24 protein-coding genes and 3 pseudogenes are annotated in these 23288 nt (G+C 58.2%); 11 read left to right on the forward strand and 16 right to left on the reverse strand.

All coding sequences use genetic code 11. The annotated features are described in order from the left end of the window. Window positions 1–185 precede the first annotated feature (185 nt). Window positions 186–3401, reverse strand: coding sequence for a carbamoyl-phosphate synthase large subunit (gene carB, locus ACVWY9_RS08540; RefSeq protein WP_457388073.1), 3216 nt, complete (start codon window positions 3399–3401; stop codon window positions 186–188). Window positions 3402–3679: 278 nt separating this feature from the next. Between carB and ACVWY9_RS08545 the strand changes: the two genes are divergently transcribed. The 4 genes and pseudogenes from ACVWY9_RS08545 to ACVWY9_RS08560 all read left to right on the forward strand — a co-directional run. Beyond that, complete coding sequence (locus ACVWY9_RS08545; RefSeq protein ID WP_071818136.1) at window positions 3680–3913, forward strand: FitA-like ribbon-helix-helix domain-containing protein; 234 nt, start codon at window positions 3680–3682, stop codon at window positions 3911–3913. Then, window positions 3897–4208 (forward strand): PIN domain-containing protein, encoded by a 312-nt coding sequence (locus tag ACVWY9_RS08550; RefSeq protein WP_457388074.1) that lies wholly within the window; start codon window positions 3897–3899, stop codon window positions 4206–4208. Before ACVWY9_RS08545 ends, ACVWY9_RS08550 begins: the two co-directional genes overlap by 17 nt. Before the next feature lie 39 nt (window positions 4209–4247). Then, the gene (locus tag ACVWY9_RS08555) at window positions 4248–5402 is read left to right on the forward strand and encodes an RNA-guided endonuclease InsQ/TnpB family protein (RefSeq protein ID WP_457388075.1); all 1155 of its coding nucleotides are present in this window, start codon (window positions 4248–4250) and stop codon (window positions 5400–5402) included. 27 nt (window positions 5403–5429) lie between these two features. After that, a pseudogene (locus tag ACVWY9_RS08560) lies at window positions 5430–5552 on the forward strand (VapC toxin family PIN domain ribonuclease); the annotation flags it as partial. Here the strand turns inward: ACVWY9_RS08560 and ACVWY9_RS08565 are convergent. From ACVWY9_RS08565 to ACVWY9_RS08595, 7 genes are read right to left on the reverse strand one after another with little or no spacing between them, the layout of a single operon-like run. Continuing rightward, window positions 5547–6227 carry a Na(+)/H(+) antiporter subunit B gene (locus ACVWY9_RS08565; protein WP_457388076.1) on the reverse strand — a complete coding sequence of 227 codons (681 nt, stop codon included), beginning with the start codon at window positions 6225–6227 and terminating at the stop codon, window positions 5547–5549. The pseudogene ACVWY9_RS08560 and the gene ACVWY9_RS08565 overlap by 6 nt on opposite strands. Next, window positions 6224–6745 carry a DUF4040 domain-containing protein gene (locus ACVWY9_RS08570; RefSeq protein ID WP_457388077.1) on the reverse strand — a complete coding sequence of 174 codons (522 nt, stop codon included), beginning with the start codon at window positions 6743–6745 and terminating at the stop codon, window positions 6224–6226. Before ACVWY9_RS08570 ends, ACVWY9_RS08565 begins: the two co-directional genes overlap by 4 nt. Before the next feature lie 9 nt (window positions 6746–6754). Continuing rightward, a complete protein-coding gene (locus ACVWY9_RS08575; RefSeq protein ID WP_011431879.1) occupies window positions 6755–7036 on the reverse strand; it encodes a monovalent cation/H(+) antiporter subunit G in 282 nt (93 codons plus the stop codon). A gap of 19 nt (window positions 7037–7055) precedes the next feature. Next, window positions 7056–7307, reverse strand: a complete 252-nt coding sequence (locus ACVWY9_RS08580; RefSeq protein ID WP_011431878.1) for a hypothetical protein — start codon at window positions 7305–7307, stop codon at window positions 7056–7058. Beyond that, window positions 7304–7708: a Na+/H+ antiporter subunit E gene (locus ACVWY9_RS08585; protein ID WP_041436089.1), complete on the reverse strand. Its 405-nt coding sequence runs from the start codon at window positions 7706–7708 to the stop codon at window positions 7304–7306. The genes ACVWY9_RS08580 and ACVWY9_RS08585 overlap by 4 nt, the downstream gene beginning before the upstream one ends. Then, on the reverse strand, window positions 7692–9164 hold the full coding sequence (locus tag ACVWY9_RS08590) for a cation:proton antiporter (RefSeq protein ID WP_457388078.1): 1473 nt from the start codon (window positions 9162–9164) through the stop codon (window positions 7692–7694). The genes ACVWY9_RS08585 and ACVWY9_RS08590 overlap by 17 nt, the downstream gene beginning before the upstream one ends. After that, complete coding sequence (locus ACVWY9_RS08595) at window positions 9157–9519, reverse strand: cation:proton antiporter subunit C (protein ID WP_414408265.1); 363 nt, start codon at window positions 9517–9519, stop codon at window positions 9157–9159. Before ACVWY9_RS08595 ends, ACVWY9_RS08590 begins: the two co-directional genes overlap by 8 nt. 332 nt (window positions 9520–9851) lie before the next feature. On the opposite strand from ACVWY9_RS08595, the gene ACVWY9_RS08600 reads away from it, so the two are divergent. Next, window positions 9852–11111 carry a molybdopterin molybdotransferase MoeA gene (locus ACVWY9_RS08600; protein ID WP_457388079.1) on the forward strand — a complete coding sequence of 420 codons (1260 nt, stop codon included), beginning with the start codon at window positions 9852–9854 and terminating at the stop codon, window positions 11109–11111. A 68-nt stretch (window positions 11112–11179) separates the two neighbouring features. Here the strand turns inward: ACVWY9_RS08600 and ACVWY9_RS08605 are convergent. The 3 genes and pseudogenes from ACVWY9_RS08605 to ACVWY9_RS08615 all read right to left on the reverse strand — a co-directional run bounded on the left by ACVWY9_RS08605 (window position 11180) and on the right by ACVWY9_RS08615 (window position 14052). Further along, window positions 11180–12084, reverse strand: a pseudogene (locus tag ACVWY9_RS08605) (IS630 transposase-related protein). 166 nt (window positions 12085–12250) lie between these two features. Next, on the reverse strand, window positions 12251–13714 hold the full coding sequence (locus tag ACVWY9_RS08610) for a cryptochrome/photolyase family protein (protein WP_457388080.1): 1464 nt from the start codon (window positions 13712–13714) through the stop codon (window positions 12251–12253). Window positions 13715–13836: 122 nt separating this feature from the next. Further along, window positions 13837–14052: a hypothetical protein gene (locus ACVWY9_RS08615; RefSeq protein WP_238376842.1), complete on the reverse strand. Its 216-nt coding sequence runs from the start codon at window positions 14050–14052 to the stop codon at window positions 13837–13839. Window positions 14053–14243: 191 nt separating this feature from the next. Here ACVWY9_RS08615 and rbfA point away from each other — a divergent pair, with 191 nt between their 5' ends. The 5 genes and pseudogenes from rbfA to ACVWY9_RS08640 all read left to right on the forward strand — a co-directional run bounded on the left by rbfA (window position 14244) and on the right by ACVWY9_RS08640 (window position 17311). Beyond that, window positions 14244–14678, forward strand: a complete 435-nt coding sequence (rbfA, locus tag ACVWY9_RS08620; protein ID WP_457388081.1) for a 30S ribosome-binding factor RbfA — start codon at window positions 14244–14246, stop codon at window positions 14676–14678. 295 nt (window positions 14679–14973) lie between these two features. Beyond that, on the forward strand, window positions 14974–15507 hold the full coding sequence (locus tag ACVWY9_RS08625) for a hypothetical protein (protein ID WP_457388082.1): 534 nt from the start codon (window positions 14974–14976) through the stop codon (window positions 15505–15507). Between the two features lie 41 nt (window positions 15508–15548). Next, window positions 15549–16373 carry a pseudouridine synthase gene (locus ACVWY9_RS08630; protein ID WP_457388083.1) on the forward strand — a complete coding sequence of 275 codons (825 nt, stop codon included), beginning with the start codon at window positions 15549–15551 and terminating at the stop codon, window positions 16371–16373. 68 nt (window positions 16374–16441) lie between these two features. Continuing rightward, window positions 16442–16651, forward strand: a pseudogene (locus tag ACVWY9_RS08635) (helix-turn-helix domain-containing protein); the annotation flags it as partial. After that, the gene (locus ACVWY9_RS08640; RefSeq protein WP_414328967.1) at window positions 16649–17311 is read left to right on the forward strand and encodes a DUF4115 domain-containing protein; all 663 of its coding nucleotides are present in this window, start codon (window positions 16649–16651) and stop codon (window positions 17309–17311) included. The pseudogene ACVWY9_RS08635 and the gene ACVWY9_RS08640, both read left to right, overlap by 3 nt. Before the next feature lie 16 nt (window positions 17312–17327). Here the strand turns inward: ACVWY9_RS08640 and ACVWY9_RS08645 are convergent, their stop codons facing one another. The 5 genes from ACVWY9_RS08645 to ACVWY9_RS08665 all read right to left on the reverse strand — a co-directional run bounded on the left by ACVWY9_RS08645 (window position 17328) and on the right by ACVWY9_RS08665 (window position 22136). Then, window positions 17328–18017: a phosphoribosylanthranilate isomerase gene (locus tag ACVWY9_RS08645; protein WP_457388084.1), complete on the reverse strand. Its 690-nt coding sequence runs from the start codon at window positions 18015–18017 to the stop codon at window positions 17328–17330. 62 nt (window positions 18018–18079) lie between these two features. Beyond that, window positions 18080–19150: an LOG family protein gene (locus ACVWY9_RS08650; RefSeq protein WP_457388085.1), complete on the reverse strand. Its 1071-nt coding sequence runs from the start codon at window positions 19148–19150 to the stop codon at window positions 18080–18082. A 126-nt stretch (window positions 19151–19276) separates the two neighbouring features. Further along, window positions 19277–19618 carry a thioredoxin gene (gene trxA, locus ACVWY9_RS08655; RefSeq protein ID WP_011431863.1) on the reverse strand — a complete coding sequence of 114 codons (342 nt, stop codon included), beginning with the start codon at window positions 19616–19618 and terminating at the stop codon, window positions 19277–19279. A 386-nt stretch (window positions 19619–20004) separates the two neighbouring features. Further along, on the reverse strand, window positions 20005–20748 hold the full coding sequence (locus tag ACVWY9_RS08660) for an NUDIX hydrolase (protein WP_414351792.1): 744 nt from the start codon (window positions 20746–20748) through the stop codon (window positions 20005–20007). A 164-nt stretch (window positions 20749–20912) separates the two neighbouring features. Further along, complete coding sequence (locus tag ACVWY9_RS08665; protein WP_457388086.1) at window positions 20913–22136, reverse strand: ABC transporter ATP-binding protein; 1224 nt, start codon at window positions 22134–22136, stop codon at window positions 20913–20915. Window positions 22137–22378: 242 nt separating this feature from the next. Here ACVWY9_RS08665 and ACVWY9_RS08670 point away from each other — a divergent pair, with 242 nt between their 5' ends. Next, window positions 22379–23110, forward strand: coding sequence for an SDR family oxidoreductase (locus ACVWY9_RS08670; RefSeq protein WP_414341872.1), 732 nt, complete (start codon window positions 22379–22381; stop codon window positions 23108–23110). The last annotated feature ends 178 nt before the right edge of the window (window positions 23111–23288 follow it).

Below are 23288 nucleotides of genomic sequence, written 5' to 3' on the forward strand. Positions count from 1 at the left end.
TGTGAAAAAAATGGATTTGTCGATACAAATCAGCACCGATATGTTGCAACTTGGAGGTCTTTGAGAGCTTCCCGGCGAAGGTCGGTCACTGGCAGTTGATGGCAGCCAAGCTTGAGCAGACGTTTCTTAAGGATAGGTTTAGGAAAGAGGTGCCGTCCGGGACCTGCTTTTTTTCCTCCAGAATCCTAGACAGAGAAAAAATCCTGCAAGCACTTCACCTGCAGGGATCCCGACTGCAAAGCACGGATGGCAGCCGCGGTGGCTTTGGCCCCTGCCAAGGTGGTCACCAGAGGGATCTTGTAAGCCAGGGCAGTGCGGCGGATCTTTTGGCCATCTTGCTGCGCCTCGACACCGGAAGGAGTGTTGATAATGAGCTGAATCTGGTGATTTTTGATGGCGTCGATGACGTGGGGCCGCCCCTCGTGCAGCTTGAGGACTTTATCCACCGGGATCCCGTGCTCGGCCAAAACCTTTTGGGTTCCTTCGGTGGCCAATAGGCGAAAGCCCAGCTCCACAAACTCGCGGGCTACCGGGATGACCGCCTGTTTATCCCGGTCGCTGACGCTGATGAACACCGTCCCCTGGAGAGGCAGATTCTGCCCCGCCGCCAGTTGCGCTTTGGCGTAAGCGCGGCCAAAGTCCGTGTCAATGCCCATCACCTCACCGGTGGAGCGCATCTCCGGCCCCAGCAGCGTGTCGGTGCCGGGAAACTTGTGGAAGGGCAAAACCGCTTCTTTGACGGCAATGTGGGAGGGGATCACCTCCTGGGTAAAGCCCAGCTCGGCTAGGGTTTTGCCGCTCATCACTTGAGCGGCGTAGTCTGCCAGCGGATGGCCGATGGCCTTGCTGACGAAGGGTACGGTGCGAGAGGCGCGCGGGTTGGCCTCCAGGATATAGACTTGACCTTTTTGGACGGCGTATTGCACGTTGATCAGGCCCACCACCTTCAGGGCTTGGGCCAACTTCACCGTCCACTCGCGGATCACCCGCAGCACCTCGGGGCTGAGGGTGCGGCTGGGCAATACACAGGCCGAATCGCCCGAGTGGATCCCGGCCTGCTCGATGTGCTCCAGAATGCCGCCGATGGTTACGGCGCCGGTGCGGTCGGCAATGGCATCCACATCCACCTCCACCGCCTCTTCCAGAAACTGATCCACCAGCACCGGACGATCCGGATCCACCGCCACCGCCAGTTGCATGTAGCGCTGCAAGTCTTGGTCGGAATAGACGATCTCCATAGCCCGTCCCCCCAAGACGTAGCTGGGCCGCACCACCACCGGATAGCCGATGCGGCGGGCAATTTCCAAGCTTTCTTCCACGCTGCGGGCGATGCCGTTGGCCGGCTGGCGAATATCCAACTCCCGCAAGATGCGCTCGAAGCGCCCCCGATCCTCAGCAATGTCGATGGAATCGGGGGAAGTTCCCCAGATGGGAGCCTGGGCTGCCGCCAGCCCCTGCGCCAGCTTGAGCGGGGTTTGGCCGCCAAATTGCACGATCAGGCCCACCGGCTGCTCAGCATCCACCAAGTTCATCACCTCTTCATGGGTGAGCGGCTCAAAATAGAGGCGATCGGCGGTGTCGTAGTCGGTGGAAACGGTTTCCGGGTTGGAGTTGACCATGATCGCTTCGTAACCCAGGCGGCTGAGGGCAAAGGCAGCATGACAACAGCAGTAGTCGAATTCGATCCCCTGGCCGATGCGGTTGGGGCCACCTCCCAAGATCATCACCTTCTCTTTGCGGGCCGGGAAAATCTCCGACTCGCTCTCGTAGGTAGAGTACTGGTAGGGGGTAGCAGCCTCAAATTCGGCAGCGCAGGTATCCACAGTTTTGTAGGTGGGGATCACCCCCAGGCTTTTGCGGCAGGCCCGCACCTGATGTTCCGTGGATCCAGTGAGGTGGGCAATTTGTCGGTCGCTGAAGCCCATTTGCTTGAGGTGTCTCAAGTCGTCAGCACTCAGGGATCCCAGCTCCCGCCCCTTGAGGGCTTGCTCCACCTCCACCAACTCCTGTAGCTTGTCGATAAACCAGGGATCGATGTGGGTGAGTTGGGCAATCTCCTGGGCAGAAAAGCCCATGAGCAGAGCGGTGCGGATGGTGAGCAGGCGGAAGGGGTTGGGGGTGCGCAGGTTGGCCCGCACTTCCTCTGGCTTGGGGAAAACCTCCGGCCTATCGCTGCCAAAGCCGGGACGGTCGATTTCCAGGGAACGCAATGCCTTCTGGATGGATTCTTGAAAAGTGCGGCCAATGGCCATCGCCTCCCCCACCGATTTCATCTGGGTGGTGAGAACCGGCTCTGCGCCGGGGAATTTTTCAAAAGCAAAGCGAGGGATCTTGGTGACCACATAGTCGATGGTGGGCTCGAAGCTGGCCGGAGTTTTGCGGGTGATGTCGTTGGGGATCTCCGGCAGCGTGTAGCCCACTGCCAGTTTGGCGGCAATTTTGGCGATGGGAAAGCCGGTGGCCTTGCTGGCCAAAGCAGAAGAGCGGGAGACCCGCGGGTTCATCTCGATCACCCGCACCTCGCCGTTGGCAGGGTTGACGGCAAATTGCACGTTGGATCCCCCGGTCTCTACGCCAATTTCGCGCATGATGGCGATGGCATAGTCCCGCAGCCGCTGGTATTCCTTGTCGGTGAGGGTTTGGGCCGGGGCCACGGTGATGGAGTCGCCAGTGTGCACCCCCATCGGGTCGATGTTTTCTATGGAGCAGATGATCACCACGTTATCCGCCAGATCCCGCATCACCTCCAGCTCAAACTCCTTCCAGCCGATGACCGATTCTTCCACCAAGATTTGGGAAACGGGGCTGGCCTCCAAGCCGGCAGCGCAGATCTCTTCAAACTCCTCCTGGTTGTAAGCCACCCCACCACCGGTGCCCCCCAGGGTATAGGCCGGGCGGATGATGAGGGGATAGCCGATCTCCTGGGCAATCTGCTTGGCTTCTTCCAGGGTGTGGGCCAGGCCAGAGCGGGGCACGGCCAAGCCAATCCGCTGCATGGCTTGCTTGAAGAGATCCCGGTCTTCGGCTTTTTCAATGGCCTCCCGCTTGGCCCCAATCAACTCCACCCCGTACTGCTCCAGGATCCCTTGCTGGGCCAGTTGCACCGCCACGTTGAGGGCCGTCTGGCCGCCCATGGTGGGCAGCAGAGCGTCGGGGCGTTCCCGCTCGATGATTTTGGCCACAAAGTCCGCCGTCACCGGCTCGATGTAGGTGCGCTCCGCCATACTGGGATCCGTCATGATGGTGGCGGGGTTAGAGTTGACCAAAACGACCTCATAGCCCTCTTCCCGCAGGGCTTTGCAGGCTTGGGTGCCCGAGTAGTCGAACTCACAGGCTTGGCCAATGACGATCGGCCCCGCTCCAATGAGCAAGATTTTGTGGATATCGGTGCGGCGCGGCATAGGGATCCCAGAGGTGGCAGGGTCAGCCTTCTATTGTAGAGGTCACCTGCAGGTCAAGTTGCTCATCGGGATCCCTCTTTTTTGAGTGTTGCGCTTTCAAAGGCTATGCACAGCAGGCAGAGCTTGGATCCCTGGCAGGCAGGAGTTCTCTGGGGCAACCCGCAAAAGGGCAGCTTCTTCATCAGTATCAATAGACGGGAAAACTTGAACTTTAGATGATATCAATGCTATCGTCGCAGCAAAGCCGCCCAGGGATCTGCCGATCGAGGAAACGCTCTATGGCCACGTTAATTGTTCGCAATGTTGACGAAGCCATTGTCAAAGCTCTCAAACAAAGGGCTAGTCGTCACGGCGTTAGTGCAGAGGCCGAACACCGCAAAATCCTAGAGCAAGTCTTACTCCAGCCTGCGAAACAGTCCTTTGCCGAAGTGCTCAGATCGATACCTAACGTTGGCAACGATTCAGACTTTGAGCGGGTGCAAGATAACACTGCCCATGACGTATTTGCTTGACACTAACGTCATCAGTGAGCTGCGCAAACACAGTCAAGCCAACTCCGGGGTTCAAGAATTTCTTCAAATTGCCATTGAGCAAGAGGCCCGCATCTACATCAGCGTGATCACGCTGGGCGAACTCCGCCGAGGCGTTGAACTCATGCGCCATCGCGGCGATCATCTGCAAGCCAACCTTCTGGAGAGGTGGCTGCAAACGGTTGTCGATGACTATGCCGATCACCAAATTTTCGGGCTGGAGACCCGCACCATAGCCGCAGGCTTGGTGTCGGGAGGTAAGCCCGCCTCCATATAGGTTTGCCGGTCAAAAGCCTGGATAAACTACAATAAGCCCATGAGCCAGACTATATCGGTACGTTGCAAGCTGATAGTCCCACAAGAGTTGCGTCAAGAAATTGACCGCACTTTGCAGGGCTTTGCGAATGCTTGCAACCAGATCCTCGACACCGCCAAACAAAAGAACTGCTGGAACACCGCCAAGCTGCATCACTTGGTCTATCGGCCGGTAAGGGCAGCAACGGGGCTGAAAGCCAACCACGTCTGTCAGGCGCTCCGTCGGGTGATTAGCAATGCCAAGGCGGTGAAGCAAGTCCACAAGTTCCGCCCCACCAGTCTGACTTTGGACGCGCGTACTTTTAGGTACCGAGAGTCCGACCAAGCCGTGGGCGTGACCCTGATGAGCGGACGGGTTTGGCTCAAGCTCAAGATTGGCGGTTATCAAATCGCTTTGCTGCGGGGGCAAACGCCCACCAGCGCTACTCTGTCTAAGACCAAGCAAGGGGACTACTACATCAACATTGCTGTTGAGCTGGATACTCCCCCGACTGGCAAAACTCCAAAGGTAATCGGAGTTGACTTGGGCAGGCGGGATATCGCCACCGCTAGCAACGGACGCTCTTGGAGTGGAGAGCACATCCAGGCCGTCCGTGACCGGTTCAGCCGTGTACGCGCCAAGGTTCAATCCAAACGCACTCGCAGCTCTAGGAGGCTGCTGAGAAGGCTCTCTGGGAGAGAACGGCGCTACCAGACATGGCTGAACCATAACATCAGCAAAACCTTGGTCAGGGATGCCCAGGCTATTGGTGCGGCACTGGCTTTTGAAGACTTAACAGGCATCAGAGATTGCTTGAATCAGAAGTCTCGAAGTAAGGCCGAGCGGCGCAGGACTAACAACTGGGCGTTCTACCAGCTCAGGATGTTTGTAGCCTACAAGGCTGCCATCGCTGGAGTGCCTGTGGTGCTGGTGCCGCCTGCCTACACCAGTCAGATCTGCCACAAATGCCTGCACATCCACCCTGAGCGGGGTAAATCCTACCGCAATGGCAAGTCGTTCAAGTGTGGACATTGTGGGTGGGAAGGGGATGCTGACTATAACGCTGCTCAAGTAATCTCTCTCCTTGGGGCGACTGTAAACTCGCCTGAAATTCCGAAACTTAGCTGTCCTCTGGGGCCGCTAGGGATTGGGATAAAGCCCGCACTCTGCGCGTAGCGCGGGTGTCGGGTAGTTTACTCTCAAAATGCGATTGACAAACAACTGGCTGCTACAGCCTTGGTTTACGGACTTACCCTGGTTACTCGCAATGTCCGTGATTTTGCCGGGACAGGGGTACCTCTCATTAACCCATTTAGACCCTCATAACAAGCCGCGGTAGCGAATAAAGATCAAAACTGCCGCCCAGGATCCCAGCGCCACCTTGATCGCCACCAGAATATTGAGAATCGGGATCCAGCCGCCGCTAAACAGAGCTCCCAACTCCCCTCTGGGCAATTCCCAGCCGGCCAGAGCCATCACAGCCACCCCGATAAACGTCACCACCGACAGCTTCTCCCACATCGCAGCCCGCCACCGTTTGTAGATGGCCTCCATCCAGGTGGAAGAGGCGGTGATCGCCACCAAGCCAATGGCCGTCCCCCCCGCCACCCCGGCAGCAAAGCCTCCGCCCGGCGTCAGGTGCCCTCGAATGGCCAGCTCCACCGCGATCAAAGCCGAAATGGTGGCTCCCACTCGCGCCAACACAATCGAGGGAATATCGGTAAATTGAGCTACATTGGCCGTCGGCTGCTCATCCGCCAGCAGATATTGGGCGCCCAAAATTGCCGTGGAAAACACCACCACTTCAAAGACCGTATCGTAGAGGCGGTTGCGCAGAATGAGACCCGTCACCGTGTTGGGCACACCGCTTTCGCTGGCCAGAATCTCCACTGCCTCGACTAAGGCCACGCCCGCTGTGGGATTGGGGGACACGGATCCCACCTCGCCCACGATGAGCTGTAGGGCTGCCAGCAACACCGCTATCCCGTACACCCACTTCATGTCGCCATCACCTCAGCGGCCAGAGCTTGCTGCGCCAAAATGGCCTGCAGGCGGGGCACGCGTGTAACCAGGCGATACTCTGCTGCTTCTCCACCGGGCTCAAGGGCAATGGTGTGTACCTCCCGGCTGCGAAGAGCAGCCACCAACGCCTCTGAACTCCCATAGGCGGTCAACTCCAAGCGCATGTGGTACCGCTGTAGCCCTTGGCGCATCTGCTGTAACAACTGCCGTGCTGCTGAGGTACTGGCCTCCAGCACAGGGCTGCCTTCGAGAACGCCCAGGCGCATGCTCAGCGAAGAGCGCACCGCAATGGCGTAGAGGGTAATAGAAAGCATGGTGCCCACCAGTGCCTCGGTCAGGGCCACATCCGCCGCCCCAAACAGCGCATAGATCAGGGCGGCAATCGTCCCCAGGATCCCTCGCATCACCAGGGCGTGATAGGGATTGGTCTGGGTCACCACCAGGCTCGCCGTCAGGGGCAGAAGCAACGCCATCACCAGCAACAGGGTCTCTTCCATCCTGGTCTCCTACAGGGACTTGCGCTGCGAGCAAAACGCCAGCACATAGCCCAGAATGGTATTCCAAATAGCCAGGGAGATCAGTGCCAACACCAACAGGGGCCATTCCCGTGGGATCCGCAACAGCAGCCCCAGCATGATGCTCATAGAGCCCAGGGTGTCCGACACCGAAAGGCCGTGCAGCTTAAATAAAATCGAGCGATCCCCAAGGAGCGGCGCCGTTCCCCACAACCAAAACAGCACACCAATCCCAAACAACAGATAGCTCAGACCTTCCACCCAGACTTCCATACCTACCCCCAGGGCCTTTCTAAAGCATTTCCAGCCGTTTCAGTACATGAGCCAAGAGCATTAAGGCCGCATTGCCCACCGACAAAATCAAAACCCCCACAATCCCGATCATCCAATCATCCCGCACCACCGACACCACCAAAATCAGGATGGCCGTCTTTGTGGCCAAGCTGGCAAAGGCGAGCATCGTCTGCCAAATATCTTCCTTCAGCCAAGCGGCATACAGGGGCAAGCACAGCGTTAGGGTCAGGAGAAACAGCAGTAGGTTCACACGTCCTCCCGCGGCTTGAGCACATGGACTTCATAAGTGCCTTGGGCATTGCAATTGAGCACGATGGTTTTGGGCGTGAAGGTAATTAAAAAGATATCCAGAAACACCAGCCCTGCTGAACGGTTGGGCAGGGTTTGTTTGTATACAACTTCCTCAACAGTGTGGGGCTTGAGGATCATCTCGAAGGCTTCCCAGTAGGCTCTTGGGATGGCGAGAAGAATTTCCTGGAGCACTCGCCCCCAATCCCGCCATTGCACCGGTGCGGAAGCCTGGCGCGGCAGCAGCAACGTTGCCGCCACCCCGATGGCCACATTGTCCCAGCTCAGATTGCCCGTCAGCAGAAACCAAATCAAGAGGCGCAGGCCGATCTCCAATAGACCCAACTCAGGGTAGCGTCCCATAGTTCCCCACAGCTAACAGAGCCCAAACCAGCACCAACACTATGCTCAAGCCGCCCACCACTGCTTCCAGCCCTTCGTTCACCGACCCTCCCTTCAAAGGGATCCGCTCCCAAAACCAGCCTAGGGGGATCCCAACGCCTAGGCTCAGCAGGGCTTTGAGAAGATTGTCAGCGCCATAGGCCGCCGGTAGCCAGCCCCAGAGCAAGCCCCCACCCCAAAGCACCAGTGCCACTTTATCTTGCCAAGGAGTTGCAGAGGTGGTTGCCCCCTTCATTCGAGAAACAGGTGCCCGCAGCACTCGCACGCCTAAACAAGTGGTGCCGACGGTAACCCCCACCAGCAGCCACTCGTGCCAGGGATCCAGAGCAGATAAGCTGAGGGCCTTGGCTGCATACCCCAAGCTGCCGGGCACTCCCGCCAGGGAAGCCGACCCCAAGAGCAACATGGGCCACCGCCAGCGATGGCTCACGCTCGTTCCAACAAACAACAGGGGCTTCGCCAACCCATGGGCAAGGCCATACAAACCCGCCCACTGAGGGGCAGCAATCACAAATCCCATCTGCGATACCGAGCTCCAGGCGAGAAGGTGCTGGGGCGTGCTCGCCATCAGGGCCAGTAGGATCCCGAAAACGGCTGAACCAGCGCTCAAGTAGGGCAACCCCTGGGCCAAGACCGGCGAAGCCTCGCTGCAGCGCACCAAAGCCATGGCTCCTGCTTTGGTCGTAAAACCGCTGAGCACCGCCGCAACAACGGGATCCGCGGTAACGTAGGTGAGGGGCAGCCACAGGCCGGCAACGAAGATCGCCCCCTTGGCCAAAAGACCCACAGCAATCAGCGCCAAGGCCGTGGGGTCGGCCATAGTTAAACTGCTCATCGCCAGGGATCCCGTGCGCACATAGACCAGGATTGCGCCCATCAGGTAGAAGAGCATGGCCACATTGCTCATGAAAAGGTAGCGCAGCCCCACCCAGAGCTGGCGATCGCGGTGCGGAGCATTTTCTTCCACTGTGGGTTGGCCCTCAGCCCGCCGCCCATAGGTCAGCAGCAAAAACACGCCGATGCTGAGCACCTCCAGGGAAACGTAGACGCTGATCAGGTCGGCACTGATGACGACAGCATTGGCGCTACCGTGGACGATCAGCAACTGCATGGCCAGAAAGCGGCTGCCCGCAAAGCGTCTATCCAAATACAGGGCCACTCCTAGCGTGACCAGGCCGTGGGCCAAGAGCATCGCTGCTCCATTGGCATCGATCCGCAGCGTCACCCCGAAGTGATCCAAAAGCTGCAGCTCCAAGGGCGTGGCGGTTGTGCCGGGCAAGCCCCCCTGCTGCACCGCATAGGCCACCGTCAGCGCGGCCATCCCCACCAAGCTGGGACGGGTCAGGGCCGGCATCAAGTAGGTTGTGAAGGCCAGCAGAAAGGGCAATGCCACCCACACCAGCGTCAGCTCAGTCATCGGTAGAAGTGCTCTGCGCCCCTGACGCGACTGCCTGTTCGATGCTCTCGACTTCGAGGGTGGGATGATTGCGGGACAGCTTCATCACCCCCACCAACATCAAGGCTTGTACCGACAGGCCGATGACGATGGCCGTGAGGATGATCCCCTGAGGCACCGGGTCGGCATAGTCCAGCTCGCGCCAGGGTTTGTAGATGGGGGTGAACACACCGCTCCGGGCTGCCCAGATCACGAAGAAGGCGATGACCCCGGTGCTCATGACATCCATAGACAGGATCTTCATAATGAGGTTGCGCTTAACCACGACTCCCCAGAAGCCAAGGAAGATCGTGAGGATGACGGCGGCATTTAACATAGACACCTCGCTTGCTGCACTCGAGCTATCCGGTGGCTCAGTCGTCCTAAGGCTACGCCCGCTACGCGACCAGTATCCAGCTTCCGCAGTCACAGCAGCCAGATAGCCTGTGGCCGGCTGCAACGCTGCCGGGATCCCCATCTCCCCAGCAAGACCGGGATCCCGAATTCGAAAGAGCTGCAGCTCCCAATGGGCAACTTGCTGCGACTTCTTGCCAGCTCTGGAGCTTGGTGGGATCCTGGTCATACACCTCTCATGCCAAGGTCGGAATTCATGGCTGCTGTTCGCAGTTTAAGTTGTAATTTAATGGCCTTGGCGGAACCGACTTCTGGATGCTGAAGAAAGGTGTTGGAGAAGGGAGTTTAAAAGCCGTGATGCTGCCGGTGGCGGAAGCAGAAGCCCTGATTTTGCAGGCGGTTCAGCCGCTGGGCCCAGAGTGGGTGGAGCTGGGATCCGCCCAAGGCCGCGTTCTCAGCCAAACTGTGTATAGCCCCCAGGATTTTCCGGCCCATCCCACCTCCAGTATGGATGGCTATGCCGTGCGCCATGAAGATGTGCAAGCGGGGATCCCTTGTGAGCTGCAGGTGATTGAGACTCTCCCCGCCGGAAAGGCACCCACCCGAGAGCTCCAGCCTGGACAAGCGGTGCGTCTCTACACCGGCTCCCTCTTGCCCAGCGGTGCGGACACCGTGGTGATGCAGGAATACACGCAGCAACCTTCGCCAGGAACCGTTCGCCTCTTGCAGCGTCCGCAGCGGGGCCAATTTGTCCGGCCTCAGGGAGACTTTGCCCGCCAGGGGGATCCCCTCCTGCCGGCAGGGCAGGCTTTGGGCGGAGCGGAGCTAGCCGTTTTGGCCGCCATCCGACAGGCGATGGTGCCGGTGTTTCGTCAGCCCCGGGTAGCCCTGTTCTCGACAGGGGATGAGCTAGTGCCCATCCAGCAGGTGCCGGGGCCGGGGCAGGTCGTGGATTCCAACCAGTACGGCCTGGCGGCTCTGGTCAAGGCAGCGGGTGGGATCCCGATCCAGTTGGGCATCGTGCCGGATCGGCTCCAGGTGTTGCGGCAGGTCGTCCAGCAGGCCCTGGCCTCCGCCGATGGGGTGATCTCTTCCGGAGGGGTATCGGTGGGGGATTTTGACCTGGTGGAAAAGGTGCTGGAGGAGTTGGGAGGCGAGATTTTCATCCGCAGCGTGGCCATCAAGCCGGGCAAACCCCTGACGGTGGCTCGTTTTCCCAATCCCCACGGCCCCCCCAAGCTCTACTTTGGCCTGCCGGGCAACCCTGCCTCTGCCCTGGTGACCTTCTGGCGCTTTTTGCACCCGGCCCTGCGAAAAATGGGCGGATCCCTGCCCCCCTACTGGCAGATCCTCTCCGCCTTCAGCCCGGTGGATCTGCATGCCGACGGTCAGCGGGAACACTATCTCTGGGGACGGCTGCAGGTCAGGCCTGAGGGGATCCAATTTCAGCCCGCCGCCAACCTCAATTCCGGCAATCTCATCAGTCTGGCCGGCTGTAATGCCTTGGCTGTGCTGCCAGTAGGAACAACCCAGATCCCTGCTGGTTCGCCCGTTCAGGTGCTGCAACTGCCCTGAAGATCCCTAGCCCTCCTCTCGCTGCTGCTGGAATAGCCGCCATAGTCAATCCAAATAACAATGAGACGCTAGCCAGTACAACAGTTCCGTCTGCAACAGCGGACCGCAGGCCTTATCACTTCATCCACAGAAGTTCCTCTATCAGCATGCATCCTTGCCCTCTTGAGAGCACTAAAGTCACCCTCAATCTCATTCAAGTCTGGCGAGGGCCTCAGCAAAAAACCACCTCCTGCCCTGCCGCTTTCATCAAATCCTTTATCCTTCCCTTCCGTTCGCCGAGCAGGCCCTAGGCCTTTGAATCGGCCCATTGCCCAGAGTCAATACAGATGTCCTCTCCAAACTCGGCATTTAGTGTCCCTCAAATTCTTCCGCATTCGAGCTACTTGAAAAAGCGTCGGGGCTATCAAACCCCCTCTCTCCTTCTTCCTACCGGCTACTCGGCTCTCTCTCTTCCCATAAACTTTCTCCCCTCTCTTTGGCCAAGCATAAAACAGGTGCGTATCTCCCCAAACCCTGTCTCGTCATTCTCTCATCATTCGCGTCAGCGGTGCAGAGCCCATTGTAAGCTAAACTCTCACTTCCATACTTCTGAACCAACTCCCTCAAGACCCTAGAGTCGTTGATTCTCTCTTGGATTCTCTCTTGCCAATCCCGCTCTCGGTGCCTTAACTCTTTTTTTTCGCGTTGTTTTCATCTTCCTAAGAGCATAGTAAATAGCGCTGGGATGGACGCCAAACCTCTGGGCTCTATCCTTCAGTCGAGCTTCTGGGTACTGTTCTACGTCTTGCTGCAGAGCGACCAAGTCTATCTTTCGCTTCCGAGTCTTGACTTTTGTCGGCCTCAGGTCTTCTCGGTTCAGCCAGCGATAAACCGTTGCACGACTGACTTTGTACATCTGTGCAGCTGCAGTGGGGCTGCCCCCTTCCTGGACATACCCTACGACTCTCTCTCTCAGGTCTAAGCTATAGGTCATGAAGCTTCCTCCTGAGGTCTACCCCCACGTCATCTTGCCTTTAACACCGTCTCATTGTCAACTGAATTGACTACAACTACACAGACCTGCTTTGTGGTCATTTCAAATGGCACCTGTCTTGCCTTTTGTCTGCCGTCGTCGAGAGAGGGGGCAGCGGCACAGAGGACTAGGAAGGAGGGGGGAGACCGTCTCGAACAGACCTAGAGTAGGCCTGCTGCACCGCCTGGTAGCGCCGTTTGAACTCCTGCTGCTGCACCTTGTGATCCACGATGGGATCCGGATAGCCACAGCTTCGCCGTTCCCGCAAAGCCCAGGATCCCTTGGGGTCATCCCCCACCCACAGCAGAGCAGGCGTATCCAGCCCTGCCAGCTCCGGCAGATAGCGGCGGATGTACTCTCCTTCCGGGTCATAGCGGGCCGCTTGGTTGGCCGGGTTGAAAATGCGCAGGGGCTTGGGATCCGTTCCCACACCGGCGCTCCACTGCCAACCGCCGTTATTGGCCGCCAGATCCCCATCCACCAGCTTTTGCATAAAGTAGCGTTCTCCCCAGCGCCAATCGATGAGCAGATCCTTGGTTAAAAAGCTGGCTACAATCATGCGGCAGCGGTTGTGCATCCAGCCGGTTTCGTTCAGTTGGCGCATGGCCGCATCCACAATGGGGTATCCCGTCTGCCCCGCACACCAAGCCTGAAACCAGTCCTGCCGATTGTCCCACTCCAGTGCATCAAAGGCTCGTCGATAGGCTCCGGTTTCCACGTGGGGCCAGTGGGCCAAGACATGCTTGTAAAACTCTCGCCAGCACAGCTCCTGCCGCCAAGTTTGCAAGCTGCTTTCGGCCTCTTGGCTGCGCACCTCGGCTTCCACCTCCCGCGTGGCTTGCCACACCTGGCGAATGCCGATCGTTCCCCAGCACAAGTGGGGGCTCAGTAGAGAAGTGCCCGGCTCAGCCGGGAAGTTGCGGGCTCGCTCGTAGTCCAAAATGCGCAAACCCTGACAAAAGTCTTCCAAAAGGGCTTGAGCCGCTGCTTCCCCCGCTGCTGGGATCCGCTGGTCGCAGACAAAGCCCAAATCTGCCAAAGTCGGTAGAGGCTGCGCTTTTAGTCCCGACACCGGCTGCAGACCCTCGGGGGTTGGGTAGGGATCCCGCTTGGGCAAGCTCGCCCACCTGCGCCAGAAGGGAGTGAAGACCGAATAGGGCTCCCCCGCCTGGGTCAACACTTCCCCCGGCCCGTGCAGCAGCATATCTTGGTAGGAGAAGGACTGGATCCCGGCTGCGGCCAAACTGGCCTGCACTCGACTCTCTTGCTGTAGGGCGAACGGCTCCCCATCGGCATTCCAAAACACGGCCCTGGCTCCCAGGTCTGTGGCCAAGCACCGCAACTCCACCGAGGGATCCCCCAGCCGCCAGATCAGTGGGATCCCCATCTGGGCGTAGCGCTCTTGGAGCTCTTGCAGAGCCTGAAGCAAAAAGGCCACCCTAGCTGGGGCCATGTCCGACCGTCTCAGCATCTGCGGGTCGAAAATGAAGACAGGCACCACCTGAGAGCTGCGCTGGGCTGCCTCATGAAGAGCTGTGTTGTCCCCTAGCCGCAGATCGCGACGATGCCAAAGCAAAACGGGGGAAGTCATAGGCTGCCAAGCAATGGGATCCCATCTTGGCCGGTTGCCACCGCCCCTTTCAACTCACTCCCCCCAAGGCTGGGAGCCGGGGCGGCCAGAAGCTACATTCTAAAGAACCTTGAAGAACCCTATCAAAGCTCTAGACTGTCGAACACCCGACTGGGACAATAGCGGCAGCGCTCCTCTGGCTTTTGCTGGCCATCGCTGTATCCCATCGCGTAAGCTGTATCCCCCAACATCACCACCAGCTGAGTCAGCTTCAGGGAAAGCAACGGGTCAAGCGGCTCCGTCACATTCAGCATAAACTGCTCAATGGAGCGCCGCAGCGCCTCTGGCGTCTTGATCATCACGTCTCCATCCATCCATCGATGGCTTTAGGTATTCATACTCAAGGCAAGATGGACATGGACTCAGGATAAAGGTGGAAGGAAGAGATGCTCGTAGCATTGGCTACTGTTCTTGGGATCGAGCCGGCAAGGGCTGAGCTCCACACCAGCCAGAGCAGGCTTGCGGATGATGTTAGCCTAGGTATCCAAAAATGGCGACAGCGCGACGGGTGGCACGGGTAGCAGAGCTGATCAAACGAGAGGTCAGCCAAATCCTGCTCTCGGAGATCAAAGATGACCGGGTTGGGGCAGGGATGGTCAGCATTGTGGATGTCGAGGTTTCCAATGACCTGCAAAACGCCCGCATCTTCGTCAGCATTTATGGGGATGAGACAGCTCAACACCGAGCTATGGAAGGGCTAGCAGCGGCCACACCCTTTGTGCGGCGGGAAATCGGCCAGCGCCTCAGCCTGCGACGGGTGCCAACGGTGGTGTTTTTGCAGGATCGCTCTTTGGAGCGGGGATCCCGCGTTTTGGCCCTGCTCAACCAACTGAGACCGACCTTTGAGGCCAAGGCCCAGCCTGGGGTTGAGGAACCGCTAGAGAACACCGCCGAGGGCGAAGAAAACCCATCGGGCGGTGAATAATTGCACCGATGGCTAAGCAGACCAGATAGAGAGGCCTTTGCTTTGCAGCAATGCGGACAACATGAAAGAAAGATTTTTTACCGTTCGTGTCGCGTAAGCGGGCCCTGAAGTTTTTGGATTTGTTAGGCTTAAGGGAGCTATACAGCCCTTCCCCCGATCGTCTATCCGTACAGGACTCCATGTCTGCGGCACACTTGCGCAAACCAGAGCGCTCTGCTCCAAAGGGCAGCAGCGTTGTTGTGGTCAACCTGCGAAAGGGCTGTAAGGTTGCTGTCCATGCCTTTCCTGCCTTTTCATGGATGTTCAAAGCCCACTGCAACCGGATCCCTCTTTAGGGGGTGCTACTCCACTCCAAGCTCTGCAGGCCCTCAACCAGAGTGTTGCCGAAGCTCTGGTTTCCTGCTTGAAAGGGCAACCCCAACAGGCCACTCAGCACCTTTTGCTGGCTCTGCCGCAGCTCATGGCAGCTCTGGGGGCCTTGAGGCAAAAATCTTCCCTTCGCGTAAGCGGGCCGGAGGTCTTGGCCGAGCCTGCAGGCTGCCCTTCAGAAGCCCAGCCCAAGCGCATCCTTCACATCGAAGGCAACCGCGTGGAAGTGTGGGTGGATAACCAAATTCGCAGCAGTTGGAGCATTTGGTCGGTGGGAGATCTCAAGGAAGTCTGTCGGCTGGCAGAAGAGTTCGACTGTGGCCTCAGCTATTCTCTAGGAGGAAACTCAGAGTCTCAGTCGGAGATGCTGCTGTTGCCCTCCAATTCTGCTGATTTGTCCGACCGGCTCTCCAACCCCGTTCACGTAAGCGGGCCGGAGGCCCCAGGCTCTGCCGCCTAGCACCCCCAGCTTCGGTTGCTGCTTTTGCTGTTCAAATCCCCATGGCAGAACCCCAACGGCTACAGAAGCTCTTGGCTCAGCAGGGATTGGCCTCGCGTCGCCAGGTGGAAGCCTGGATCCTGGCCGGGCGCGTTCGGGTCAATGGGAAGGTGGTCACTGAGCTGGGCTCCAAAGCCGACCCAGAGCGGGATTGCATCGAGGTGAATGGGCAAGTGATCCCTTTGGCCAAGGATCCGGCGCGCTATGTTTTGCTCCTGCACAAGCCAGTGGGGGTTTTGTCAACCTGTGCAGATCCTTGGGGACGCAAGACGGTGCTGGATCTGCTCCCCCCATCTTGGAAACGGCAAACCCGCCTCTACCCGGTGGGCCGGCTGGATGCGGACAGCAGTGGCGCTTTGCTGCTCACCAATGATGGCGACTTGACCTTGAAGCTGACCCATCCGCGCTATCATCTGCCCAAAACCTACCGGGTACAGGTACAAGGGCATCCGAGTCAGGCCACTCTGCAACATTGGCGAGACGGAGTAGACTTAGAGGGGTACACCACTCTGCCGGCGGAGGTGGAGTTTTGTCCTGCCCCGGATTTCCGGCAAAGGGAGCATCCCAATTGCTCCTGGCTGAGGGTGGTGTTGTTTGAGGGACGCAACCGGCAAATTCGGCGGGTGGCGGAGCGTCTTGGGCATCCGGTGCTCAGCTTACATCGGGAAGCCATTGGCCCACTGGGCTTGGGCAACCTGAAAGCAGGCCAGTTCCGCCAGTTGGATCCGCATGAGATCCGAGCTTTGCTGGCCCCTCTCACCGGGCATAGCAGCTCATCCTCGCTTGGGAAGCGCCCTCTAAGGCCTCCGGCCCGCTCACGCGATTAGCTCGTCAGAGTCTCTAACTGAGTGCAAACTCTCACAATAGCCTCCTTTCTTCCGCAGGTGGCCAAATGATGCAAGAGCCAGCACACTCTTTAGAAGCCCTGGGATCCCTGTTGCGGCAAACACGGGAGGCACGGGGACTGACGTTGACAGAAGTAGCTAACGATACCTTCATTCGCTGCCAATATCTGCAGGCGCTGGAGGAAGCTGACTTGAGTCGGTTACCGGAACCGGTGTATGTGCAAGGGTTTCTCAAGCGCTATGCCGACTATTTGGGGTTGGATGGCGAAACCCTCTCTCGGCGTGCCTCTCCGCTTTTATCGGCCAAAACCCCCCGCGCGCCAGCTCCTCTTGCTGTTGTCGGCCAGCAACCTGCCTTTGCCCTGCGTCCTCTCCACCTTTGGGCCGCTTATGTGGTGCTGATTGTGCTGACGGTGGGGGGATTGTCGGCTCTTTTGGAAGGCACAGGCAATCCCTTTGGGCGTTGGCTGGTGAGCCTGTCAACGGTCAGTCGGGAGGGATCCGGCCAGCAACCGCCTGCTGCCAACTCCCCGGATCCCACTCTGTCGGCAGCTCAGCCCACGGCCCGCCAACTGTTTCCCACCCTCGACCAATGGACGCGCATTCAGGGCGTCTTCCCCGAGGTCTTGGAAGCTCACTCAGGGGGGGCGGGGCGCAAGCCGGTGCGTCTGGATATTCGCGTTGTGGAGCGCCCTTCCTGGTTGCGGGTCATCGCCGATGGGCAAACGGTTTTTGAGGCCACCTTACAGCCAGGGGCCGAGTTGAATTGGGAAGCGGAGCAGTCAATCGTGTTGCGTACCGGCAATGCAGGCGGCGTGCTGGTGACCTTCAACGACCGGGAGCTTGGAGTGATGGGCCGATTTGGGGAAGTGAAAGAGCTGATGTTCGAGCCGGGGTTGGATATTCAGTCGCTGCAGTAGGAACCCAGCCAAATGATCATCCCGTTGCGCTTGGCGTTATCGGCGGCAGAGTAGGAGCAATCTCCCACCCTTGGGAGCCAAGCTGCTGCAGCAGGTGCCGGACTTTGTCGATGTCTTTATCGCCTGGCCGACGTTCCACACCACTGGAGAGGTCGATGCCGCTTGGCTGCAGGTGGCTGAGCGCCTGCAGAACATTGTCCGGGTTCAGCCCACCAGCCAGTAGCCAAGGCAAGGGCAGGGAGCGGTGGGCAAGTTCTGACCAATTCAGAGTTCGCCCCGTTCCACCCGCCTGTTGGGGGTGATAGGCATCCAAAAGCAGCACCTCCACACAGTCTCGGTAGAGATGGGCTACTTCCAGATCTTGCGGCTGGCGGACGCGCAGGGCCTTGATGCGGCGGATCCCGGGAAGCCATTTCCCCAATTGCTGACAATCCTGCGGGGATTCTTGGCCATGCAACTGGACAGCCGTGAGGCCCACCGTTTCCACCCAGGAGGCGATGGCGCGGGGATCCTGATCCAGAAAGACCCCTACTTTTTCCACGTGGTCGGGCAGGGATCCCACCCAACGGGCCATTTCCGAGAGGGGCAAATAGCGGGGTGTATTGGGCACCGCAATAAACCCAAGGGCACTCACCCCCAGCGCGGCGATGGCCTCCGCCTGATCCTGACGGGTGATGCCGCAGATTTTGACAAACAACCGGCCCATTGGGAGCACCACCAAAACAATTGGCTGCTGGTTCTTGGATGGTTCTGAGAGCGCTGATACATCTACTTTTGTTCAGGGCGCATTTGCAGAGGATCCGGCTGTTCCAGGTGAAGCTTGTTGATCCGGCGCACCATTTGCCACAGCCGTCCGAAGTTGCGCTGGTTGAAGTGCATCACCAGCCGTGGCAGATGGGCAATATCTTCCTCGGCTTCCTCCGGCAAAGCCCCAGTTTGCTCGATCCGGCCCGAATCGAGAATGTCGGCAAACTCTTCGTTTAAAATCTCTAGGGCTTCCGGTGAAAGTTTGGTGTTCAAGCGCAAAACCAGGAGCTCTCGCACGTAGCGATTGCTGTGAAAGACGCGATAAAAATCGACAATCTGCTGACAGGCATCTCCCACATCGTCGGTTAGGGTGTAGAGAAAGAGATCCTCTGGGCTGATCAGGCCGCGACCAAGCAGGTGCTCCCGCACGTATTCGTCCCATTCTTTCCAGTAGCAGCCACCTGTTCTGTCTACCAGCACCAAGGGCATGAGCTTGGTTTTTCCGGTTTGCATTAGGGTTAGGCATTCAAAGGCTTCATCCTGAGTGCCGAAACCGCCGGGAAAAAGCACCAGCGCGTCAGTTTCTTTAACAAAAAAGAGCTTGCGGGAAAAGAAATACTTGAAGTTGATGACCCGATCGCTGGCAGCAATGACGGGATTGGCCATTTGCTCGAAGGGAAGCTGGATGTTGAGCCCAAAAGAGTTCTCCAGCCCTGCCCCTCGATTGCCGGCTTCCATGATGCCGCTGCCGCCCCCCGTCATCACCATGAACCCCCGTTGACTGATGCAGTGGGCGAACAACTGGGCCTGGCGATATTCGGGACTTTCTGGCCCTAGCCGTGCCGACCCGAAAACGGTGATCTTGCGTTGATGAGCGTAGTTTTGGAAGGCGGCAAACCCCTGCTCCAGATCCTCAAGAGTGGCCGCCAAGATCTTGGCATCCAAACGGCTCAGCTCTAGGGATCCCATGCGCTGCAGCGACTGCAAAATACGCAGCCAGGCTGTCCGGTTGGGGTGATGCTCCAACTGCTTTAGGCGAGTCTCAGCGTTGGAAAAAACCTCTCGCAGAAGGGAAGAAACAGAATCGGTCAAGCTGGGATCCTAAAGTTCTCTGGGATTACTTTAATCAGTTCTCGGCACAAAATGGCAGCTGGGTTCTAATCCAGAACCCAAAAGTTACATTCTGAAACATCCAGGCTCCTGGCCTCAGGGCTGTCCTCAGGCTTCGGCAGGTGTGTCGAAGTGCTTTTCCAAAATCGTGGTTAGAGTTGCCTTGGGTACGGCGCCAACCACCACATCCACTTTCTGGCCGCCCTTGAACAACATCAGGGTGGGAATGCTGCGAATACCGTACTGGCTGGCAGTTTGAGGGTTCTCGTCGGTGTTGATTTTTACAACCTTAACTTTGCCAACATACTGCTCAGCTATCTCCTGAACCACAGGAGCCACCATCCGGCAGGGGCCACACCAAGGTGCCCAAAAATCGACCAAAACCGGAATATCGCTGCGCAGCACCTCTGCCTCAAAGGTAGCATCAGCGATATCTATTGCTGCAGACATGCTTGGAGAACTCCTGAAACAATACCTATCATGGTCTCTAATCTTAGCACAGCTCTCTGGCTGCTGCTGACCGAAAACTCGGCGTCGCAGGCCCCGGCATTCATGCCTGGGGATAAGTCACCGTCTCATGACAGGACGGGAGACTCGCTCCACCCGCTTATGGAAGGCTGCAGCGTTAAAGGTGAAGTAGAAGTATCTGGGGTGTTTTGGCATCTCAGTAGTTGAGGAGATGGCGTCCCCCACGAGGATATAGGCCCTCGTGTAGCCCATTGCAACGAAGCGCGAGGAGCGTGGAGCGATGGAAAAAATCCCCCGGCTTTAGCCGTGGGGAGAACGTTAACGATCTGGCTGGACTGGCCGGATTAGCATTGGTGAGCTGGGATCCCTTAGACAAATACCATTGGCTTATGACGGATTTTCTCGAAAGCAGCCGCATCAAAACGGTAGAGGGTTGCCGGTCTGCCTGTGCCTTGGGAACTTTTCTGGCCGGTATCTTGCAAGATACCCAGTTTCAGTAGGCGGGCGCGAAAATTGGAGTAGTCGGAGAACCCCTCGCCCAAAACGGTGCCGTAGAGCTGATAGACCTCCCCTAGCGTGAAGGTGGCGGGCAAAATGTCAAAGGCAATCGGGCTGTACTCCAACTTGGCGCAGAGGCGACGGCGGGCATAGCGGCAAATCTCTTCGTGGTCAAAGGCTAAAGAGGGAATTTGGTCGGCGGGATACCAGGCAATGCCCTCCACTCCGTCTGCCAGCAATTCAGCATCCTGGAACCGCACCAGGGCAAAGTAGCTGACCGACAGGTAGCGCACTCCATAGCCATCCTCGGCCTCGCGGGGATCCCGCTCCGGCCCCCCGAAGGTGTAGAGCTGCTCCAGATAGAGGTTTTTAACACGAATTTTCTCCGCCAAGATGCGGTAGGCCGCTGCTTCTAGGGATTCTGAGCGCCGCACCAGTGTTCCTGGCAGGGCCCAGCAACCGCGGAAGGGATCCTCCCGCCGCCGCACCAGCAGCACCAGGAGGCGATTCTGCTCAGTGTCGATGGAGAAAATGACCGCATCCACGCCCACCCGGAACTCCGCCATGGCGATCCGGTTCTCCGATGTGCCTGCCACGATGCGGGATCCCTGCATAGCTTGGCATCGAATCCTCCACCAACAGCCTACCCAGTTTGTCGCTCCAGAGGGAGCCGCCGGCATGAACCACCGTCTTGCCGGTCTAAGCCTTGTCTGGGGCAAGGGCTTGCGTGTTCTGGGGGGAAGATGCGTTGCCGAGGGTGTGCAAAAGAACCTCGATGTCAGGCAACACTTTTGCCTTTTGCCCGATTTGGCTCTTTTTCAGCCACAGATGGCCCCTCAGAGAGGGGAAACAGCCGACCTTGTCTGACAGCGATCTGAACCCGCGTGCCCACAGGCAGAGCTTCCCGCGCCAGAGCGTGCAGTTCTTTGCCGGTCTCTGTGATCAGGCAATAGCGGTACTCTCGTCCCAAAAACTGCCGATCCCGAATGACAATGCCGCCCTGAGGATCAGGATGCAAATGCAACTCCTCCTGTCGAACCATCAACTCTGCGCAGCGCAAGCTGGGGTCGGGCTGATCCCTCAAAGCCTGGAATGGGATGTGCAGCAGCTCTTCAGCCTGCCAACCAAACTCCCGCCGCTCACAGCGCAGAAAGTTGGCCTGGGTAATAAACTCTGCCACGAAGCGAGTAGCCGGCTCCCGGTAAACCTCCTCCGGGGATCCCCATTGCTCAATACGGCCTTCCCGCATCACCGCCACCCAGTCGGAGAGGCAGAGAGCCTCCTCTTGGTCGTGGGTGACAAAAATGGCCGAGGTCTGGGTTTGCTTGAGGATTTTGCGGATTTCTTCCCGCAGGTAGTAGCGCACCTGCACATCCAAATTGCTCAGCGGCTCATCCAACAGGATCAAGCTAGGCCTGGGGGCCAAAGCCCGCGCCAAAGCCACCCGCTGCTGCTGCCCGCCCGAAAGCTCGTGGGGATAACGATGGGTGTAGTCTTCCAGGCCCACCAACCGCAACACCTCGTAAGCGCGTTCCCGCGCCTGTTGGGCAGCGCCTCGCAACTCAGCTCGCAACTCAGTTGAGGAGGAGCGATTGCCACCCCCTGCCGCCGACGCAAACGGGGTAGTGGGTCGGAGGCCAAACATCACATTGGCCAACACGTTCAAGTGGGGAAACAGGGCAAAATCCTGAAACACCAGCCCCACTCCCCGTCGCTCCGGTGGGATCCACTGCCCCTCCCCGGCCACAACCTGCCCCCCCAGGAGGATCCGCCCGCTATCCGGCTGCTCAAATCCGGCAATGGTGCGCAATAAGGTGGTTTTCCCACAGCCCGATGGGCCCACAATGCCGAGGATGTCTCCTTGGGGCAGGCGAAACTCGACTTCCCGCAAAACCAACTGCCGCTGGCCGGGAAACCCCTTGCTGATGCCCTCGAGCTGAAGGATGTAGGAGGGATCCTCGCGCACGGCAGTGGGACTTGGAGAAAACAAGAACTCAGCCATGACGGTTGTTGTTGCAAAAGATTTTCACTATTTTTACCACACTACCATGTCCCCGGATCCCGTCCAACCGGATCGAGATCCAACAGCCAGCAGCCAGATCTTGAGCAGGACAGAATAAGGTTTCTACGCCTCGCCCTGATTCCAAGCGAAGCAGCGGAAAATCAGTGTTAAACTTAGTTAACGAAGTTTCTCAGGCCTGGGCGGCGCTTGCTTGTGTGGCGCACTCCAGAGGCTTGTTCTAAATGAGTTTTGAGACAAAGTTTCCCGAACGTGCTCTGATTACAGGGGCCAGTCGAGGGATCGGCAGAGCGGTAGCCCTAGCCCTAGCCCGACAAGGGATAGCGGTGGCTCTGGTGGCCCGTTCCCAACCTGATCTGCTAGCGGTGCAGGCCCAAATCCAAGACCAGGGGGGTAAGGCAGCGGTTTTTCCCATGGACTTGGCCGACTTAGCAGCTCTGCCCCAGCAGTTGCAGGCTCTCCTGGATCGATTTGGCGTCTGCGATGTCTTGGTCAATAATGCGGGCATGGCCCACGTTGGCCCTTTGGCCACCTTACCTTTGTCGGATTGGCAGCGAGTGATCGACTTGAACTTGACGGCAGCTTTTCTGTGTGCCCAAGCCGTACTTCCCGGAATGCGCCGGCAGCGCTGCGGCACGATTGTCAACGTCATCTCGATTGCGGGCAAGCGAGCTTTTCCCAACTGGGGAGCTTACTGTGCCAGCAAGTTCGGCCTAATGGGCTTTTCTCAAGCTTTGGCCGAAGAGGAACGACAGCATGGCATTCGGGTCACCAGCCTGTGCCCTGGTGCCGTGGACACGTCCCTCTGGGATACGGGCACGGTAGGGGTCAACTTCGACCGTTCCAAAATGCTCTCGCCGGAATGGGTAGCCGATTTGATTACCTATATTGTTCGGTTGCCCACAGGTGCGGTGGTGGAAGATCTCACCTTCATGCCTGCGGTGGGAGCCTTTTAGACCTGGCTGGTTTGGGGTTGCCCGTGACTTGGGAGGGTTTTGGCTATCGCAGCCTTTGACTGGATGCCACCTGAGCTGAGTTGCATGCACCGAGTTCTCTTAGCCTTTCGTTAACCAAGGAATATCCTGCTATGACCCTTGCGAAACCCGGATCTGGCTCGCAATCTCGAATGGATGA

This window comes from Thermostichus sp. OS-CIW-31 (genome assembly GCF_054060305.1).

What these genes read in the sequence shown, in the direction of transcription:
- ACVWY9_RS08555 (WP_457388075.1), top strand. Translation starts at nt 4,248, where the DNA reads ATGAGCCAGACTATATCGGTACGTTGCAAGCTGATAGTCCCACAAGAG.
- ACVWY9_RS08610 (WP_457388080.1), bottom strand. Translation starts at nt 13,714, where the DNA reads ATGACTTCCCCCGTTTTGCTTTGGCATCGTCGCGATCTGCGGCTAGGG.
- ACVWY9_RS08565 (WP_457388076.1), bottom strand. Translation starts at nt 6,227, where the DNA reads ATGAAGTGGGTGTACGGGATAGCGGTGTTGCTGGCAGCCCTACAGCTC.
- ACVWY9_RS08550 (WP_457388074.1), top strand. Translation starts at nt 3,897, where the DNA reads ATGACGTATTTGCTTGACACTAACGTCATCAGTGAGCTGCGCAAACAC.
- ACVWY9_RS08625 (WP_457388082.1), top strand. Translation starts at nt 14,974, where the DNA reads ATGGATGTTCAAAGCCCACTGCAACCGGATCCCTCTTTAGGGGGTGCT.
- ACVWY9_RS08575 (WP_011431879.1), bottom strand. Translation starts at nt 7,036, where the DNA reads ATGGAAGTCTGGGTGGAAGGTCTGAGCTATCTGTTGTTTGGGATTGGT.
- ACVWY9_RS08615 (WP_238376842.1), bottom strand. Translation starts at nt 14,052, where the DNA reads ATGATCAAGACGCCAGAGGCGCTGCGGCGCTCCATTGAGCAGTTTATG.
- ACVWY9_RS08630 (WP_457388083.1), top strand. Translation starts at nt 15,549, where the DNA reads ATGGCAGAACCCCAACGGCTACAGAAGCTCTTGGCTCAGCAGGGATTG.
- ACVWY9_RS08665 (WP_457388086.1), bottom strand. Translation starts at nt 22,136, where the DNA reads ATGGCTGAGTTCTTGTTTTCTCCAAGTCCCACTGCCGTGCGCGAGGAT.
- trxA (WP_011431863.1), bottom strand. Translation starts at nt 19,618, where the DNA reads ATGTCTGCAGCAATAGATATCGCTGATGCTACCTTTGAGGCAGAGGTG.
- ACVWY9_RS08670 (WP_414341872.1), top strand. Translation starts at nt 22,379, where the DNA reads ATGAGTTTTGAGACAAAGTTTCCCGAACGTGCTCTGATTACAGGGGCC.
- ACVWY9_RS08600 (WP_457388079.1), top strand. Translation starts at nt 9,852, where the DNA reads ATGCTGAAGAAAGGTGTTGGAGAAGGGAGTTTAAAAGCCGTGATGCTG.
- ACVWY9_RS08595 (WP_414408265.1), bottom strand. Translation starts at nt 9,519, where the DNA reads ATGTTAAATGCCGCCGTCATCCTCACGATCTTCCTTGGCTTCTGGGGA.
- ACVWY9_RS08590 (WP_457388078.1), bottom strand. Translation starts at nt 9,164, where the DNA reads ATGACTGAGCTGACGCTGGTGTGGGTGGCATTGCCCTTTCTGCTGGCC.
- ACVWY9_RS08585 (WP_041436089.1), bottom strand. Translation starts at nt 7,708, where the DNA reads ATGGGACGCTACCCTGAGTTGGGTCTATTGGAGATCGGCCTGCGCCTC.
- carB (WP_457388073.1), bottom strand. Translation starts at nt 3,401, where the DNA reads ATGCCGCGCCGCACCGATATCCACAAAATCTTGCTCATTGGAGCGGGG.
- rbfA (WP_457388081.1), top strand. Translation starts at nt 14,244, where the DNA reads ATGGCGACAGCGCGACGGGTGGCACGGGTAGCAGAGCTGATCAAACGA.
- ACVWY9_RS08545 (WP_071818136.1), top strand. Translation starts at nt 3,680, where the DNA reads ATGGCCACGTTAATTGTTCGCAATGTTGACGAAGCCATTGTCAAAGCT.
- ACVWY9_RS08570 (WP_457388077.1), bottom strand. Translation starts at nt 6,745, where the DNA reads ATGGAAGAGACCCTGTTGCTGGTGATGGCGTTGCTTCTGCCCCTGACG.
- ACVWY9_RS08660 (WP_414351792.1), bottom strand. Translation starts at nt 20,748, where the DNA reads ATGCAGGGATCCCGCATCGTGGCAGGCACATCGGAGAACCGGATCGCC.
- ACVWY9_RS08645 (WP_457388084.1), bottom strand. Translation starts at nt 18,017, where the DNA reads ATGGGCCGGTTGTTTGTCAAAATCTGCGGCATCACCCGTCAGGATCAG.